Source organism: Gemmatimonas phototrophica, assembly GCF_000695095.2.
GTDB classification, from domain to species: domain Bacteria; phylum Gemmatimonadota; class Gemmatimonadetes; order Gemmatimonadales; family Gemmatimonadaceae; genus Gemmatimonas; species Gemmatimonas phototrophica.
The window spans coordinates 3,827,086-3,840,616 of sequence record NZ_CP011454.1; the positions used below are offsets into that span (position 1 = coordinate 3,827,086).

The following is a 13,531-nucleotide window of genomic DNA, read 5'->3' on the forward strand; positions in this document are numbered from 1 at the left end:
TTGGCATTACGTTTTGCGGGTGACGACGCCTCCTTTCACGCCCCCCCCTGTTGCGCGGCATGGTGTAGGCACACGCCTGCGCCGGGTGGCGATGGCCGTTGCGCTCGTGTTTCTCGCAATCGCGGTCGCCCGCGCCCGCGAACGCATGCTCGCCGAACAGAAACGCCTTGGGGAACGGGCGCAGGACAACGCGGCCACCGCGGCCCGATCGCTGGATGCGGTTGCGCTGCAGGCGCATATCCTGCTGGAGTCGGTGACGTCGCTCGTCGATCCGTCGGCCGCTCCTGAGCGCAACGACGACGTGCTGCAGTCAGTATTTCGTCGGGTGCCCACCAGATTCTCCAACTTGTATCTGGTAGATACCCTCGGGAGCAACATCGGCGCGGGGCTGCTCCCGGCCGGTGGGCGTGGTGCGATCAATCTGTGGAAACGGCAATACTTCCAGTCGGCGCTCCGGAGTGGCGCGTTCACTGTCGGTATGCCCGTGAAATCCATGACCATTGCCGGAGCACCGTGGGTGCTTCCCTTCATTCTTCCCATGAAGGATGCCCGGAGTGGACGCACGATCGCCCTCGCCGGCGCGTCCGTGGTCCTGGATTCACTGGATGCCGTGCGTGCCACCCGCCGGTTGCCCACGGGCTCGGTGTTGACCGTGCTCGACTCGACGGGCGACGTGGTCATTCGTACGCTCGACGCTGATCAGTGGATTGGACGTCAGTTTCCGAATTACCCGGCTCGCTCCGGTCGTGTGGAACCGCTGGGCAGCGATACGATCGTGCCCAGCGACATCGATCGCATCGATCGGTTATTCGGCACCGAACGGATGCGTGTGGCGAACTGGCAAGTGTATGTCGGGATTCCCGTCACCGAAGTCTTTGGCCCGTCGCGGCGGCAATTCACGCAAGACCTCCTGCTCGGCCTGATCATCGCCGTCGGAATTGTGGGCATTGGCTACTGGCTGACGGAGCGCTTTGTGGCACCCATTGCCTCGCTCACGCTGGATGCCCGCGCCATTTCCGATGGTGACATGACTCGTCGTTCGCTCATCGCCACGAGCGATGAAGTGGGTACCCTGGCGGGAGCCTTCAACCAGATGGCGGACGCCATCGTGGAGCGCAACGCGCAGCTGGCCGACTCGCAGGAACAGTTGCGTCAGGTGCAAAAGCTGGAGGCGCTGGGTGCGTTTGCCGGCGGCATTGCCCACGACTTCAACAATTACCTGTCGTCCATCATGGGACACGGGGAGCTGGCGCTTGAACAACTTGAGGCCAATGATCCCGCTCGACTGGAGGTCGCCAGTGTGCTGACGTCGGCCCAGCGGGCCGCCGATCTCACCAAACAGATTCTGATTTTCAGTCGCCGGCAAGTCGTGACCCCTGCACACCTGGATGTCAACGCCACACTGCGCACCATGCAGCGGCTGCTCGTCCGATTGCTGGGTGAGTCGATCACGCTGCGTTCTGAACTGGCCGCATCGCTTGGCAGCGTGTACATGGACCAGGGACAGCTGGAACAGGTCCTGGTGAATCTGGCCGTGAATGCGCGTGATGCGATGCACCACGGGGGACGGCTCACCATCCGCACGTCGCGCCGTGTGCTGCCGAATGGTCCTTTTGTGTGCATCGAGGTGGAAGATTCCGGCAGTGGCATCGCAGCGGAACTGCAACCGCGCATCTTCGAGCCCTTCTTCACCACGAAAGATCGGGCGCATGGGACCGGGCTCGGGCTCTCGATTGCGTACAGCATTGTGGGTAACGCGGGCGGTACGATAGCGGTGGACCCCGCCTGCACGACGGGCGCGCGTTTCATCATTCTGTTGCCAGAAGGAGAGCCCGTCGTCGCCCCCGCACTGACCGGCGCGCTCGACGTTCCCCAAGGCAACGCCGAGCGGATCCTGTTGGTGGACGATGACCCCGGGGTCTCGCTGGTCGCAGAGCGTCTGTTGCGACGCGGTGGATATCTGGTGGAAAGTGCGTCCGATGCATCACGCGCCTTGCAGCAGCTTGAGCAGGCCTCGTTTGATCTGCTCATCACCGATGTGGTAATGCCAGGCATGACGGGACCACAACTGGCCCGCGAAGCGGTGTCGCGTCATGGCGCGATGCGGGTGCTGTTCATCAGTGGCTATCCTGACGATGACCTCCTCGCGTACGAGATTGCCACCAGTCAGGCCGAGTTTCTGCCCAAGCCATTCTCCCGCGACAGCCTGTTGCGCAAGGTGCGCGAGATGCTTGACGTCCGTGATGGTTGACGAGCGGTTCGCATAAGGGGACAGCGCTCCCCCGTGCTGCCCAAACTGTGTGCGCCTCACGTCGTCGTCCGAGCTGCTGGGTATGCCGGCCAGCCGGCACTGGGCCCTGCTGGCCGACAATGCCGACGAAACGCTGTTGCGCACAGATCTGATTTTTGATCCGGGACACCAAATCAGTTGGCAGTATGTGCCGCGCTCGCAGTGTGCGCAGCTGTGACTCAATGGGCAGTACGATGGCGTGTACCAGCTCACCGAACACATTTGGGTGGAACGCAACCGGGTGAACATCCCCGAAACTCAAGGTGTGGGATACCACGGCCGTGATGGTCTCTGGCGGATACCTGCTGGAGGTGGATCAGCTTTTCGACGAAGACTTCTGCTGGGACACCCACCGCGCCGCCATGCCCGTGTGCGCCAAGAACCCCGAAACGTTGCGGCAGCCGGGGTGGGAGACACATCAGGCGCATATCACCGGGGACTTCCGGCAATTCGAAGACGCGCTGTAAGGCGCCGACGCCACGCCCGGGTGGCAGATCCGCGGTGCGCCGTGGTTTGCCCGACTGAAACAGGACCCCAACTTTGTGCAGCGCGAGAAATTGCGGTGGCAGCTGATCCGCAACGACGGCACGCTCAGCAGCTGGGTGTGGCCCAATCGCGTCGTGACCGGCTCAGACGACGGCGAAATGGCGGCTTTGCAGCAGTGGCTCACCCAGCGCACGGCGTGGCTGGATGACGCGCTCAAACCGTAGCGGCTAGCGGGTCCACTGTTCGCACCCGGTGGTGCGACGCGTATCGGAGAGCTCCAGAATCTGCCAGGCGCCACTGTCATTGCGTACCAGCAAAAAGTGATCGATGCCGCAATGGGAGAACTTTGGCCCGGCAAAGAACGCATAGTCCACCCATACGGAGGCCAGGTCACCGTCCACGCTGACGCGTTCGTTGCGGATCCGCTCGTCCCACACGTCGGCGTGCGGCGTGCCCACGGCCTTGGCAAAATTGTCGGCTCCCATCTCCACCGTGGTTCGGCGGGCGCCATTGCGCATGGTCACTGTGATCATGCGGACGCGGGGATCGAAGACCGACCGTACCATGCTGGAGTCGCCCTTGCGCATACCGTCAAACAGCGTCGTGACGACGGACATGATTGCCGCCGATTCCTCCGCCGCGCCGGAAGCCGCCTGCGCGCGGACCGTGACGGCGGGGAGCGCCGTGAGCAGGGCACTGGCGAGAAGCACTGGTGCGACACGCGCCAAACGGCGTGGAGACTGGCTGAACAGTGACATATCGATCCCGATAAGTGAGGTGAACGTGTATTTTGCGATCATGCGCTCTTTCTTGCCGATCCTGCCCCTGCTGATCGCCGCTCCGTGTGTCCTTGGCGCCCAATCGCTGAAGCCGGTGGGCACCATATCCGGGGGCAATGCCGTCGCACTGGAAACCCGCACCGTGAAGCGCGGTGCTACGGAAATTACGGCCACGCTGCGCACCACGTTTCTCAAGCCCGCCAAGGCGCCGGGCGGTGAGTGGTTCGGTTCGCGCACACTGGTCGCCGCCCGTTGTGCCAACGGCACCGTAGCGGTGCTGGAGAATCGCTACTATGGCGACGCGAAATTCCGCACGGTGGTAAACGAGCGCATCGTGAAAATCCCGGGGTATGCCGCGCCCGTCCCGGGCTCCGTGCCGGCGCTGGCGCTCAAGGAGCTGTGTCCCGCCAAGTAGTGTGGCGTCGGGCAGGACAGGCGCTCGCTAGGCCGTCACGGCCTGCATGAACGTCGTGAGTTTTCCGGCATCGAGCTGACCGTTGGTTCGTACGCCGCTGCAAAGATCCAGCCCGTAGGGGTGCACAGTGTCGATGGCGTGCCGGACGTTGAGCGCTGTGAGGCCGCCGGCGAGATACACCGGCGCAGCCACGGTGTCGCGAATACGTCGGCTCAACTGCCAGTCGTGCGTACGGCCGGTTCCGCCCAACTCCTTGACCGCCAACGCCGGATTGCCGGAATCGAGCAGCAGCGCGTCCACCGCCGGCGCACACTCCTGCGCGTACCCGACGGAGTCGTCGTCAACGACGTGAACCACCTGGACCAGGCGAACGCCAGGCAGCAGCCGACGCAGGTGGTGGTGGACCTCAACCGACACGTGATCCACCAGCTGCAGCGTAGTGGTGCTACAGCGGGCATGCTGCGCCGCAATTTCCGCGGGGGTCTGCAGGCTGGTCAGCAGGAAGGTTTCAATCCCTGCCGGGACCGCGCGAACAATGCGGCCAATCAACGCCTCGTCAATGACACCGGGGCCGCTCGGCATGTGCGAGACCAGTCCAAGGGCCGACGCGCCATGCATGATGGCCAACGCCGCTTCCGCCTCGGACATAATGCAGCAGATCTTGACCACCGGAACGGGCATGACGTGTTCGCCGAGAGACGTTGACTACTCGCCCACCTGATCACCCACCACCAGCAACGCCCCGAGCGCCGTAGCGGATCCGCCACGCTCCGGAATGATGATGCTGGCGTGATAGTACTGTCCCACCAGCTCAAAGGTGCGTCGAATGCTGGGCAGGTCCGTGAGGTGGCCAACAATGACCGTATCGGCGAGCTGCCGCGCGCGTGCGGCGTTGATGGCAATGACGGCGATAACCTGCCCCACCATGTTCACCAGTGCCGCCGCGGTGTCCTCACGCGACGCCTCCACAGCGTGACGTGCCACACGGCCGAAGTTCACCGCGGTGGTCTCCGGCGGCAGGCCGCCAATGGCCTGCCCGAGAATTTCCCCGATCGTCAGGTTGAGCGTGGTATCGCTGCCGTTGAGCGCCAACGCGTCAATCTCCCGGGGATCCACCGTTCCCACCAGGAGCCGAGCGAGGCCAACGAGGGTGCCACCGCCAACGCCGGTGCCGCTTACATGCTGTGATCCGCTGGGGCCTGCGGCCACCACCGCAGTGCCCGATCCGGCACTGGCCACCGCCGCCTGCTCCAGCCCGGCCAGGGCCAACCCACCACGTCCAATGGCCTGTACCTCCGGCACGTGAACAATGCGCCGGCCATCGAGGCTGGGCGACAGCTCCGTGCGATTGCCACCGGTAACCGCAATCCAGGCGAGATCCGCCGGGGAACAGCCACCATGCGCCAGCGCGGAGCGGATTCGCGCATCGCTGGGCTGTCCTTCGCTGGCCAATCGCCAATGACGGGTACCAGTCCCATCCTGAACAACGACGTCGGTGTTGCTGGCGCCAAAGTCAACGGCGGCGGCGGGGCGTGTGGTGGTCACCCGATGCTCACTGACCAGGCTGATAGGTGCGGACGGCGTGCTTCTCCACGTCGTCGCGATAGAAGAGCACGTCCTTGAAATTTCCGGTGGCGTACCGCTCGCCCTGATTGAAGAAGTACGGCGAATTGGGGTCGGCGTTCACCCCACCGGCCAGCACACTCTTCGCGCGCACCTTGGGGCCGAACTCCACCGCCGCCACAAAGCTGTTGCCGCGATTGCCGTAATACTTCTTGGTAGTGCGCTGGCCCGTCTGGCCGTAGGCGGCGAGCGAGCCCCAGTTGGCCGACGCAAAGGCCACCGGCAAGCTGGGCTTGCTGTCGTCGAAGGTGCCGTTGATTTCGCCGTTGAGACGCTGAAACCGATTCACGTCACCCCACGGCGTCTGCCACGAACCGAAATCGCGCGTGAGGCGATCGGAGGCGCGCGCCAAGGCACCGAGCAGGGACATCGGTGTGGCCGTGGTGGCGATGTAATCGAAGACCGGGATGCCGGCTGCCCGCGCGGCGAGCGCGCTGGCCTGCACGGCCTCGGTCCCGTAGGCGTCGGCGAGCGTCATGGCCACACTGGCCACGCCGAAGCGGTAGTCCCACGCGCGCAACGTGCGAATCTGCACCGCAAGTCTCGTGCGCAACGTGTCCTGCGCCGGCAATGCATCGTATGCGGCAATCAGCGGCGGAATGAGCTGCTCCATGGCCGGGAGATAGCTGTCGTAGGCGGCGCCAATCAGCCCGTCCAGCGTAAAGTCCTTCCGATTCTGCAAGACGCGCACGGCGTGCACACCGCGCGCATTGTCTTCGCGCTGCGCCGACATGTACACGGGCCAGTCGCCGATCTTCGGGCTATTGGAGCCGGCAGCGGTAAACGGCCAGTTGTTCGTATTCATGAGCCAGCCGTTGGCGGGACTCTTGAGCAGAATCATTTCGTCGAGCCCGTGCAGCCCCTGCCACTCCGTGCGCGGGTCGCTGCCGTCTACCGGTTTGGTGAAATCAATCCCGGCGTTGCGCTTCGGAATGAAGTTGCCATGGAAGTACGCAATCACGCCGTCGGCATCGGCATACACCGTGTTGTTCGACGAATTGGTGCGCAGCGCCATGACCTGCTTGAACGATTCGAAGTTCGTCGCCTTGGTACGGCCGTAACTCTGCTGAATGGCATCGAGCGGATTGTTCATCATCTTTACCGCCACCCACTGCGTTCCGTCCATTCGAATGACCGGGCCGTGGTGTGTGAAGTACGCCGTCACCACCTTCTCCGCCATTCCGCTGGCCGTCTTGTACGGCACGCGAATGACCTTCGACGTCACGGCACGCGTGCCGGTGCCGTACTTGTACGTCCACTGCTTGCCCTTCGGTGCGACGGTCTCAAGGTACTCGTCGATCACATCGCCACCACCGGAGGTGTGCATCCACCCCAACCGGCTGTTGAATCCCTGGTAGATGAAAAACTGCCCCCACGTCACCGCGCCGTAGGCGTTGAGTCCGTCTTCGCTCACCATGTGGATCTCGGGGCGGAAGTAGAAGGACGTGTGCGGATTGATCATGAGCAGCGCACGGCCGTTCACGGTGTTCTGCGGCGCGACGGCAAAGCCGTTGGACCCGCCGGGCTCCTGGCCGAACGGCGTCGGGGCCGCGTCGTCGTTGCGCGAAGGCGCCGGCGTGGCACTGCGCGGGCCATAGAACTGTTCGAGGCTCCGCAGATTCACGCTCTCGATGTCACCGCCGATGGAACCTTCGCTGAACGCGAGCGCCATCCACGGTTCGAATGTCGTGAGCACGCGCGGCTTCACCTGTGGATGCGTGCTGAGATAGTAGTTGAGTCCATCGGACCACCCCACCATCAACGCCTTGAGCCACGCCGGGCTGCTCACGTACAGTTTCTTGAGCTCCAGCGTATCGATGAAAAGCTTCATGCGCAGGTCGCGCCAGACCTCGCGCTCCCCTTCCACTTCGGCCAGTCGACCCAGCGCGTTGATGTAGTTCGTCTCCACGCGATTGAAGTCGTCTTCCGCCTGCGCGTAGATCATGCCGAACACGGCATCGGCATCGGACTTTCCGTACACATGGGCGACGCCCCACTGGTCGCGCATGATCGTCACGCGCTTGGCCTGCTCGGCCCACTTGGCCGGCTGGGCATGGAGGACGGTGCTCGCCAGCAGAACAGTTGCAGCGGCAACAGCGCGAAGCCGGAGGGTCATGGCTCGGTGGGTGAGTCGGTCGGCGGGAGAATCGGCGAAACCAGCGTATCGGACACGGGCGCGACCTCTGGGACAATGATCGGCGCGCGATACACCGAGATCGAGGTGTCTTCGAGGACGTGAATCTTGGCGCCCTTCGGGAGCACGTGCGTCTTGAGATGCTCGGCCACGAGCACGCGCGACCACGGGGCACGCTGCCACCGCTCGATGAGCCGATCAAGCATCCGTGATTCATACGGCGGATCAACGAACGCGATGTCGTAGCGGTCGGGAGTCAGCATGTCGGCAAAGGGCAGCGCGTCTTTCTTGTAGACGCGGCACTTCGTCGATACACGAAGCGCGGCAATGTTGGCCTTGAGCGCGTGCAGACTGGAGGGACGGAACTCCACGAAGTCCACGTACTTGGCGCCGCGCGAAACGGCTTCGAGCCCCAGCGCCCCTGTCCCGGCAAAGAGATCGGCCACACGGGCCCCCTCGAGATCTGCCGCCAGCAACTTCATCATCTGTACTCGCACCGCCTCGGCGGTGGGACGCACTCGAAAATCCTTGGGTGACGTGAGGTTCCGGCCACCAAACTTCCCACCGACAATTCGCACCGCTTACTCCGGCTGGTTGCGCATGTGATCCGCCAGCTGTTGCAGCTTCTGGCGGAGAAAGGTTTTGAGCTCGTCGGGCGCGTCGTGCCCGGCCAGCGCATGATCCATGCACCACAACCATTCGTCGCGCTCCTGCGCGCCGATGGCAAACGGAAAGTGGCGCATGCGCAGCCGCGGGTGCCCGTATTTCTCCACGTAATGCTGGGGGCCACCGGTCCACCCGCACAAAAAGAGAAACAGCTTCTCGCGCGACACCTTGAGGTTCGCCGCATGCAGGGCGCGAATGGTCGCGGCCTCAGGAGCGGTATCCATGAGGTCGTAGAAGCGGTCCACCAGCGCGCGAATGCCGGACTCACCGCCAAGCTGTTCGAAGTGCGTGTTCACTCGGGAAGGCTAGCGAACCCGAGGAGCCAAGGGCAAGCGGTATGGCCGAGCTCGCTTCGGGAGAGAGCTCAGAGACGAGAGGCCTGAGGCCGAGGTGGGAGCGTTGCGAGTTGAGCGGTGCGATGGATATCGACGGTGAGAGGGTCGAGATCACCACGACAATGAGAGGTGCGGGTGCTGGCGTCCGCATGGGAAGTGCCCCCCACGGACGCCGCTGGAACAGCGGTCGTCCCCGCTGTTACCCCAAGCGCGTGGGGGGCACATACGTGCAGAGGCAACTACTCGCACCTCTCATCGTCGTGGTGATCTCGACCCTCTCACCGTCGATATCCATCGCACGTCTGAACTCGCAACGCTCCGACCTCTAAGTCCGGCCTCGGCGGTCTCAGATCTCAGATCTCAGATCTCGTCGCTCAATAGCGCGGGAAGGTGGGCCTGACGCCTCCGCCGTTGGCGATGACGCCGCCAATGGCTCCGCCCAGCACGCCGCCGCGGGCGCCGCCCATGACTTCGCCCACCGTGATGACGCCACCGCGCCGCCCATTGCGGCCAGCCCGACGGCGATCATGCTCCTCGCAGTTGTCAACGCCGGCACTGCCACCGCGGATGATCACGCCAATCAGCGTGCCCCAGCCCCCGCCGCGTCGTCCGGTGCCAGCGCCCGCTTCGCCCTGTCCTTCGCCATCGCCGTGTCCCGCGGATGGCCCACGGGCGGTGCTGATCCCCACCTCGGGGTCGGGCGATGGGGCGTGAATCGCCGGCTCCGGAATGGGCGCCGGGGTGGGCTCCAACACGTCCGACACCGCAACGGCAGGAGCGGCCGCCTCCTCGAGCTGCGGCGTAGCAGCAACCTCCTGCACCTCCGCCTGCGGGGTAGGCCGAGGCATACGGCGGGGCGTAGGCACCGCGTCGCGGCGTCCACGGTTGGTACCGCTGGGCGCATTGGTGGGGCCGCCCTCCAGCGCCGAGACCACCGCCGTCTGCGGTGGACGCGCCTGGACCGCCAGCTGCAGATCGCGCTCCAGATCGGCCGTCATGACACCCTGATCGCGCTCGCCGCCACAGGCCAGCATTCCCAGCGCGGTCACGACGCCAACGGCAACGACTGCGGTTCGCCTGCTCCTGTTGTTCTGACGCACTGGTCCTCCGCTCCCTGCGGTGCACCCCTCCGGCCCTCGCCGGAGTGCCACCGACACCCCGTGGCAGGGCAATTGCCGGGCCAACTTCGTACGTTGCATCACCAAGAGGGGGAACGCTGGCACTAATGGCGACCGCTGTCCCCTTCCGGGGACGACACTCCCGTGAATGTGTCCACCACGTGAGATCACTGCCGGGGCTTTCCTTCATGCGTTTCCATACACCGACGCGGCGCAGTGGCGCCTGGCTCGTCCTCGCGCTGGGCACCTCCGCCTGTCAGAATGCGGAGCAAATTGCTCCCGCCGAACGCCGGGCGATCGCGGACTCGCTGAGCGCCCTGGTGGTCCAGGCCTACGATTTCTCCCGCCCCGACGCGCCGGAGCGACTGCTCGCCCTGTATCCCGACACAGGACGGGTCATTTCGGCGGTCGCGGGACATGTGACCACCACCCGGGATACCCTGGCCAGCGAAATCCGCGGCTTCTGGCAACGCGTGGGGCAGAACATGCGGACCCCCACTTTCGTGCTTGGCTCCACCTACGTGGACCTCATCACACGGAACGCCGCCGTGGTGACGCTGACGTACAGCATTCCGCATCGCACCCCTCGTGACACCCCGCATGTGGTCAGCGGCGCCTGGACGATGCTCTGGCGACGCCAGGGCGGGCAGTGGCGGATTGTGCAGGAGCATCTGTCCGACACCCCCGAAAGCTCGGCGCCCGGGCCGGCGGTGACCGACCCCATTGCACCACCGGGCGATTCGGCGGCGGGAGCTGGCAGTACGCACCAGCATCGTTGACCGGGTCGGCTGTCCGGCTCGCCAGCGGCCGTTCGTGAGCCAATGCACATGCGGTTTTCGAAAACTGGTTAGTGCGCTTCGGGCCGCCGTGTCGTAACGTATTTCGTCCCGTCCACCCCGGGATCGATGACTGACCCCAGCCCGAGGAGCACGCCATGACCCTTCGTCCGTCCAGCCCGCTTTCCCGTCGTCAGTGGCTCAAGTCCTCCGGCCTCGTGGCTGGCGGCGCCATTGCCACGCAGTCGCTGTCACCCGCGCTGCTGCCGGCCCTTGAGGCGCCCATGGGTGCGCCCGCCGTGGTGAACGGGCAAACCACCCTCGACGGCTTTCTGGCGCTCGAACGGGAAATCGAAGCCATGCGCCGTGCGGAGGGGCCCATTCGTCTGGCGTCGAACGAAAATCCGTATGGCATGGCCCCGTCGGCCAAACAGGCCATCATGGACATGTGGAAGGAGCACGCCTGGTACGGCGCGGCCGCGGTCCCGGCGCTCCGCAAGATTTTTGCGCAGCAGGTTGGCGTGCCGGAAGACTATGTGCTGGTCACCGCCGGCTCGGGCGACGTACTCTCCATCGTATCGCTGGCGTACGCCATGCAGGGCGGCGAAGTGCTGACCCCGTGGCCCACCTACGAAGGACTGCCGCGCTACGCCGAGTCGCTGGGCGCGCGCGTACACAAGGTCGCGCTGGACGGGAATCTGGCCCACGATCTGGAGGCAATGGACCGCCGGCACGTGCAGAACGTGGATCTCGTGTTCGTGTGCAACCCCAACAACCCCACGGGGACGCTGACCGATGCGACGAAGCTGCGCTCGTTCGTGAGCAATGCCTCGCGCAAGTCGGTGGTGCTGGTGGATGAAGCGTACCACGACTTCGTGACCGACCCGGGGTACACGAGCATGATCGATCTGGTGAAGGCGGGCGAGAATGTCATTATCTCGCGCACCGCGTCCAAGATTCACGGGCTCGCCGGGCTGCGTACCGGTTTTGCGATTGCACGCCCGGACATCATTGCGCGCCTGCAGCCCTGCGTGACGAGCTTTCCGGGTGTGTTTGGTGCCCGCGCAGCGGCAGCGTCACTGCAGGATACGGCCTACCAGACCATGTGTCGCGATCGCAATGCCGAAGGGCGCACCATCATGCACACGGCCGTCAAGGCACTGGGCCGTCGCATGACCACGTCGCACACCAATTTCGTCTTCTTCGACACCGGGATGCCGGTGGAGAAGGTGCAGGCGGCCATGTTGTCGAAGGGCTTCATGATCGGGCGCGCCTTCCCGCCGTACAACACCTGGGCGCGCATCAGCATTGGCACTCCCGACGAAATGAAGCGCGTGGCCGCCGTGCTGCCGGAGATCATCAAGCCGGCAACAACCGGCCAGTAAGCGCGGGCAGCGCCGCTGGCATATGCGGGGCAATCGGCAGCGGCCGGTTGCCCCGTTGTGCTGCCGACAGGGGCAGGCTACTCGAGCACGCGCACGTGGTTGATGATCCCCTGCTTCACGTGATACACCACAGCCTTGTGTGACGTGGCATCATAGCCGTGCAGATTGAAGCCGTAGACATGTTCGTCGTTGATCACGTACTCCCCCACGCGGATGCTGTTCGTCACCGAGAGCCGCAGCTCCGGACTATTGTCGAACACCGTGGCGTAGAGCCCCCGCAGGGCCGCCTTGCCGTCAATGAGCTTGTGGTCAGTGGCATCCTCCACCACGACCTCCTGGGAAAAGCAGGCCAGAAAGGCTTCAAGATTGCGCGCGTTGTACGCGTCGATTTGTGCGGTGACCGGATCCATACGTTCCTTGGAGAGGAGTCTCACGTTTTCCATATGGTGGACGGCTTGAACACGCACGTGGTCACGACCAACACACGCGAGGAATACCCACCATGAACTCCGAAATTGCCGCGCAGTGTAGCTCTCGCCGCCCCACCTGCCACAGATTGTGGATATGCCTCTGTCCTTCCTGCCTCGCGTCGTGATTGCGCTGCTCACCGTGGCCGCAACGCCTCTGCACCCCACGTTGGTGCAGCCGCCCATCATCGCGCATGCCCGCTGGCAGGCGACTGCGCCCTTGGGGCACGGTGCCGACGCCGTACGGCGAAACGTGCGTGCCGGCGATACCCTGACTTTCAAATCGCTGCAGCTCGTGGTGTTGGGCACCAGTCGCAATGCAACGGATGGCCCCCTCGCCGACAGTGTGCGCCTGGCTCTTGCCCAAGGTTCCTCGCGCGAGACGCGCAGCATGCATGAGGGCGGCGCCTTCAACTGGGCAGGCTTTCACGTGGCCGTCGTGGCCGTCTACGGTCCTGGTGAACTGGGCGCCGGACTGGTGGCGCTGGAGATCGCCACGCAGTCGTCGCTGCCCCCCTCCGTGGCCACCAGCGATTCCGCGGGCGGTGCGAGCATGCGTCTTCGCATTCCGCACACGATTACGCACGTCACGCTGCACCACACGGGCGACGCGCGCCCCTTGCAGCCCACCGAAGACCCGGCGCAGCGCTTACGCAACCTGCAGGCGTGGGGCGCGCGCGAACGCAACTGGTGGGATGTGCCGTATCATTTTCTGCTCGACCTCGAAGGCGATGTGTACGAGGGACGCGACTGGCATTTCATGGGCGAAACCAATACGGCCTACAATCCCAGTGGTCATTTTCTGATCAGCATGATCGGCAACTATGATCAGCAGGAGCCCAGCAGCGCACAGCTGGCGGCCATTGCCGATCTCATGGCGTGGGCCATCCGTGAGAACGGATTGACGGTAGACGCCATTGGTGGCCACTACCACTATGCCAGCACTGGCTGTCCCGGCAAGTATCTGCGGCCGTACCTCGAGGATGGGACCATCAAGCGCATGGTGCAGGAGCGACTCACTCGCCGGTGAGTTCCCGCGACATGCACGGAAACCCAC

16 protein-coding genes are annotated in these 13,531 nt (G+C 64.5%); 8 read left to right on the forward strand and 8 right to left on the reverse strand.

The features are described 5' to 3' along the window. The first annotated feature begins 19 nt into the window (after window positions 1-19). The 4 genes from GEMMAAP_RS16175 to GEMMAAP_RS20665 all read left to right on the forward strand — a co-directional run bounded on the left by GEMMAAP_RS16175 (window position 20) and on the right by GEMMAAP_RS20665 (window position 3,000). The gene (locus tag GEMMAAP_RS16175) at window positions 20-2,251 is read left to right on the forward strand and encodes an ATP-binding protein (protein ID WP_145979185.1); all 2,232 of its coding nucleotides are present in this window, start codon (window positions 20-22) and stop codon (window positions 2,249-2,251) included. 49 nt (window positions 2,252-2,300) lie between these two features. After that, window positions 2,301-2,468, forward strand: a complete 168-nt coding sequence (locus GEMMAAP_RS20660) for a hypothetical protein (protein WP_158514898.1) — start codon at window positions 2,301-2,303, stop codon at window positions 2,466-2,468. A gap of 85 nt (window positions 2,469-2,553) precedes the next feature. Further along, a complete protein-coding gene (locus GEMMAAP_RS16180; RefSeq protein ID WP_026848376.1) occupies window positions 2,554-2,757 on the forward strand; it encodes a hypothetical protein in 204 nt (67 codons plus the stop codon). 75 nt (window positions 2,758-2,832) lie between these two features. Then, window positions 2,833-3,000, forward strand: coding sequence for a hypothetical protein (locus GEMMAAP_RS20665; protein ID WP_158514899.1), 168 nt, complete (start codon window positions 2,833-2,835; stop codon window positions 2,998-3,000). A 3-nt stretch (window positions 3,001-3,003) separates the two neighbouring features. On the opposite strand, the gene GEMMAAP_RS16185 is transcribed toward GEMMAAP_RS20665, so the two are convergent. Next, a complete protein-coding gene (locus GEMMAAP_RS16185) occupies window positions 3,004-3,576 on the reverse strand; it encodes a nuclear transport factor 2 family protein (protein WP_202969153.1) in 573 nt (190 codons plus the stop codon). On the opposite strand from GEMMAAP_RS16185, the gene GEMMAAP_RS16190 reads away from it, so the two are divergent. Next, entirely contained in the window at window positions 3,575-3,970 is a 396-nt protein-coding gene (locus GEMMAAP_RS16190; RefSeq protein WP_145979187.1) for a hypothetical protein, read from the forward strand. The two genes, GEMMAAP_RS16185 and GEMMAAP_RS16190, sit on opposite strands and share 2 nt — an antisense overlap. A gap of 27 nt (window positions 3,971-3,997) precedes the next feature. Here the strand turns inward: GEMMAAP_RS16190 and GEMMAAP_RS16195 are convergent, their stop codons facing one another. The 6 genes from GEMMAAP_RS16195 to GEMMAAP_RS16220 all read right to left on the reverse strand — a co-directional run bounded on the left by GEMMAAP_RS16195 (window position 3,998) and on the right by GEMMAAP_RS16220 (window position 9,777). Next, window positions 3,998-4,651, reverse strand: coding sequence for a phosphoribosylanthranilate isomerase (locus GEMMAAP_RS16195; RefSeq protein ID WP_026848373.1), 654 nt, complete (start codon window positions 4,649-4,651; stop codon window positions 3,998-4,000). A gap of 24 nt (window positions 4,652-4,675) precedes the next feature. Further along, complete coding sequence (locus GEMMAAP_RS16200; protein ID WP_026848372.1) at window positions 4,676-5,515, reverse strand: acetate and sugar kinases/Hsc70/actin family protein; 840 nt, start codon at window positions 5,513-5,515, stop codon at window positions 4,676-4,678. 7 nt (window positions 5,516-5,522) lie between these two features. After that, window positions 5,523-7,709 (reverse strand): penicillin acylase family protein, encoded by a 2,187-nt coding sequence (locus GEMMAAP_RS16205; protein WP_026848371.1) that lies wholly within the window; start codon window positions 7,707-7,709, stop codon window positions 5,523-5,525. Further along, window positions 7,706-8,245, reverse strand: coding sequence for an RsmD family RNA methyltransferase (locus GEMMAAP_RS16210; RefSeq protein WP_238588152.1), 540 nt, complete (start codon window positions 8,243-8,245; stop codon window positions 7,706-7,708). The genes GEMMAAP_RS16205 and GEMMAAP_RS16210 overlap by 4 nt, the downstream gene beginning before the upstream one ends. 63 nt (window positions 8,246-8,308) lie before the next feature. Further along, window positions 8,309-8,689 (reverse strand): group II truncated hemoglobin, encoded by a 381-nt coding sequence (locus tag GEMMAAP_RS16215; protein ID WP_026848370.1) that lies wholly within the window; start codon window positions 8,687-8,689, stop codon window positions 8,309-8,311. A 413-nt stretch (window positions 8,690-9,102) separates the two neighbouring features. Continuing rightward, on the reverse strand, window positions 9,103-9,777 hold the full coding sequence (locus GEMMAAP_RS16220; protein ID WP_145979188.1) for a hypothetical protein: 675 nt from the start codon (window positions 9,775-9,777) through the stop codon (window positions 9,103-9,105). A gap of 257 nt (window positions 9,778-10,034) precedes the next feature. On the opposite strand from GEMMAAP_RS16220, the gene GEMMAAP_RS16225 reads away from it, so the two are divergent. Then, complete coding sequence (locus GEMMAAP_RS16225) at window positions 10,035-10,625, forward strand: YybH family protein (RefSeq protein ID WP_026848367.1); 591 nt, start codon at window positions 10,035-10,037, stop codon at window positions 10,623-10,625. 155 nt (window positions 10,626-10,780) lie between these two features. Beyond that, window positions 10,781-12,007 carry a pyridoxal phosphate-dependent aminotransferase gene (locus GEMMAAP_RS16230; RefSeq protein ID WP_053333624.1) on the forward strand — a complete coding sequence of 409 codons (1,227 nt, stop codon included), beginning with the start codon at window positions 10,781-10,783 and terminating at the stop codon, window positions 12,005-12,007. 77 nt (window positions 12,008-12,084) lie between these two features. Here GEMMAAP_RS16230 and GEMMAAP_RS20670 read toward each other — a convergent pair whose 3' ends face one another. Further along, window positions 12,085-12,441 carry a nuclear transport factor 2 family protein gene (locus tag GEMMAAP_RS20670; RefSeq protein ID WP_158514900.1) on the reverse strand — a complete coding sequence of 119 codons (357 nt, stop codon included), beginning with the start codon at window positions 12,439-12,441 and terminating at the stop codon, window positions 12,085-12,087. Window positions 12,442-12,571: 130 nt separating this feature from the next. On the opposite strand from GEMMAAP_RS20670, the gene GEMMAAP_RS16240 reads away from it, so the two are divergent. Then, a complete protein-coding gene (locus GEMMAAP_RS16240) occupies window positions 12,572-13,504 on the forward strand; it encodes an N-acetylmuramoyl-L-alanine amidase (protein ID WP_053333622.1) in 933 nt (310 codons plus the stop codon). The last annotated feature ends 27 nt before the right edge of the window (window positions 13,505-13,531 follow it).

What these genes read in the sequence shown, in the direction of transcription:
- GEMMAAP_RS16225 (WP_026848367.1), top strand. Translation starts at nt 10,035, where the DNA reads ATGCGTTTCCATACACCGACGCGGCGCAGTGGCGCCTGGCTCGTCCTC.
- GEMMAAP_RS16190 (WP_145979187.1), top strand. Translation starts at nt 3,575, where the DNA reads ATGCGCTCTTTCTTGCCGATCCTGCCCCTGCTGATCGCCGCTCCGTGT.
- GEMMAAP_RS16240 (WP_053333622.1), top strand. Translation starts at nt 12,572, where the DNA reads ATGCCTCTGTCCTTCCTGCCTCGCGTCGTGATTGCGCTGCTCACCGTG.
- GEMMAAP_RS16195 (WP_026848373.1), bottom strand. Translation starts at nt 4,651, where the DNA reads ATGCCCGTTCCGGTGGTCAAGATCTGCTGCATTATGTCCGAGGCGGAA.
- GEMMAAP_RS16185 (WP_202969153.1), bottom strand. Translation starts at nt 3,576, where the DNA reads ATGATCGCAAAATACACGTTCACCTCACTTATCGGGATCGATATGTCA.
- GEMMAAP_RS16205 (WP_026848371.1), bottom strand. Translation starts at nt 7,709, where the DNA reads ATGACCCTCCGGCTTCGCGCTGTTGCCGCTGCAACTGTTCTGCTGGCG.
- GEMMAAP_RS16230 (WP_053333624.1), top strand. Translation starts at nt 10,781, where the DNA reads ATGACCCTTCGTCCGTCCAGCCCGCTTTCCCGTCGTCAGTGGCTCAAG.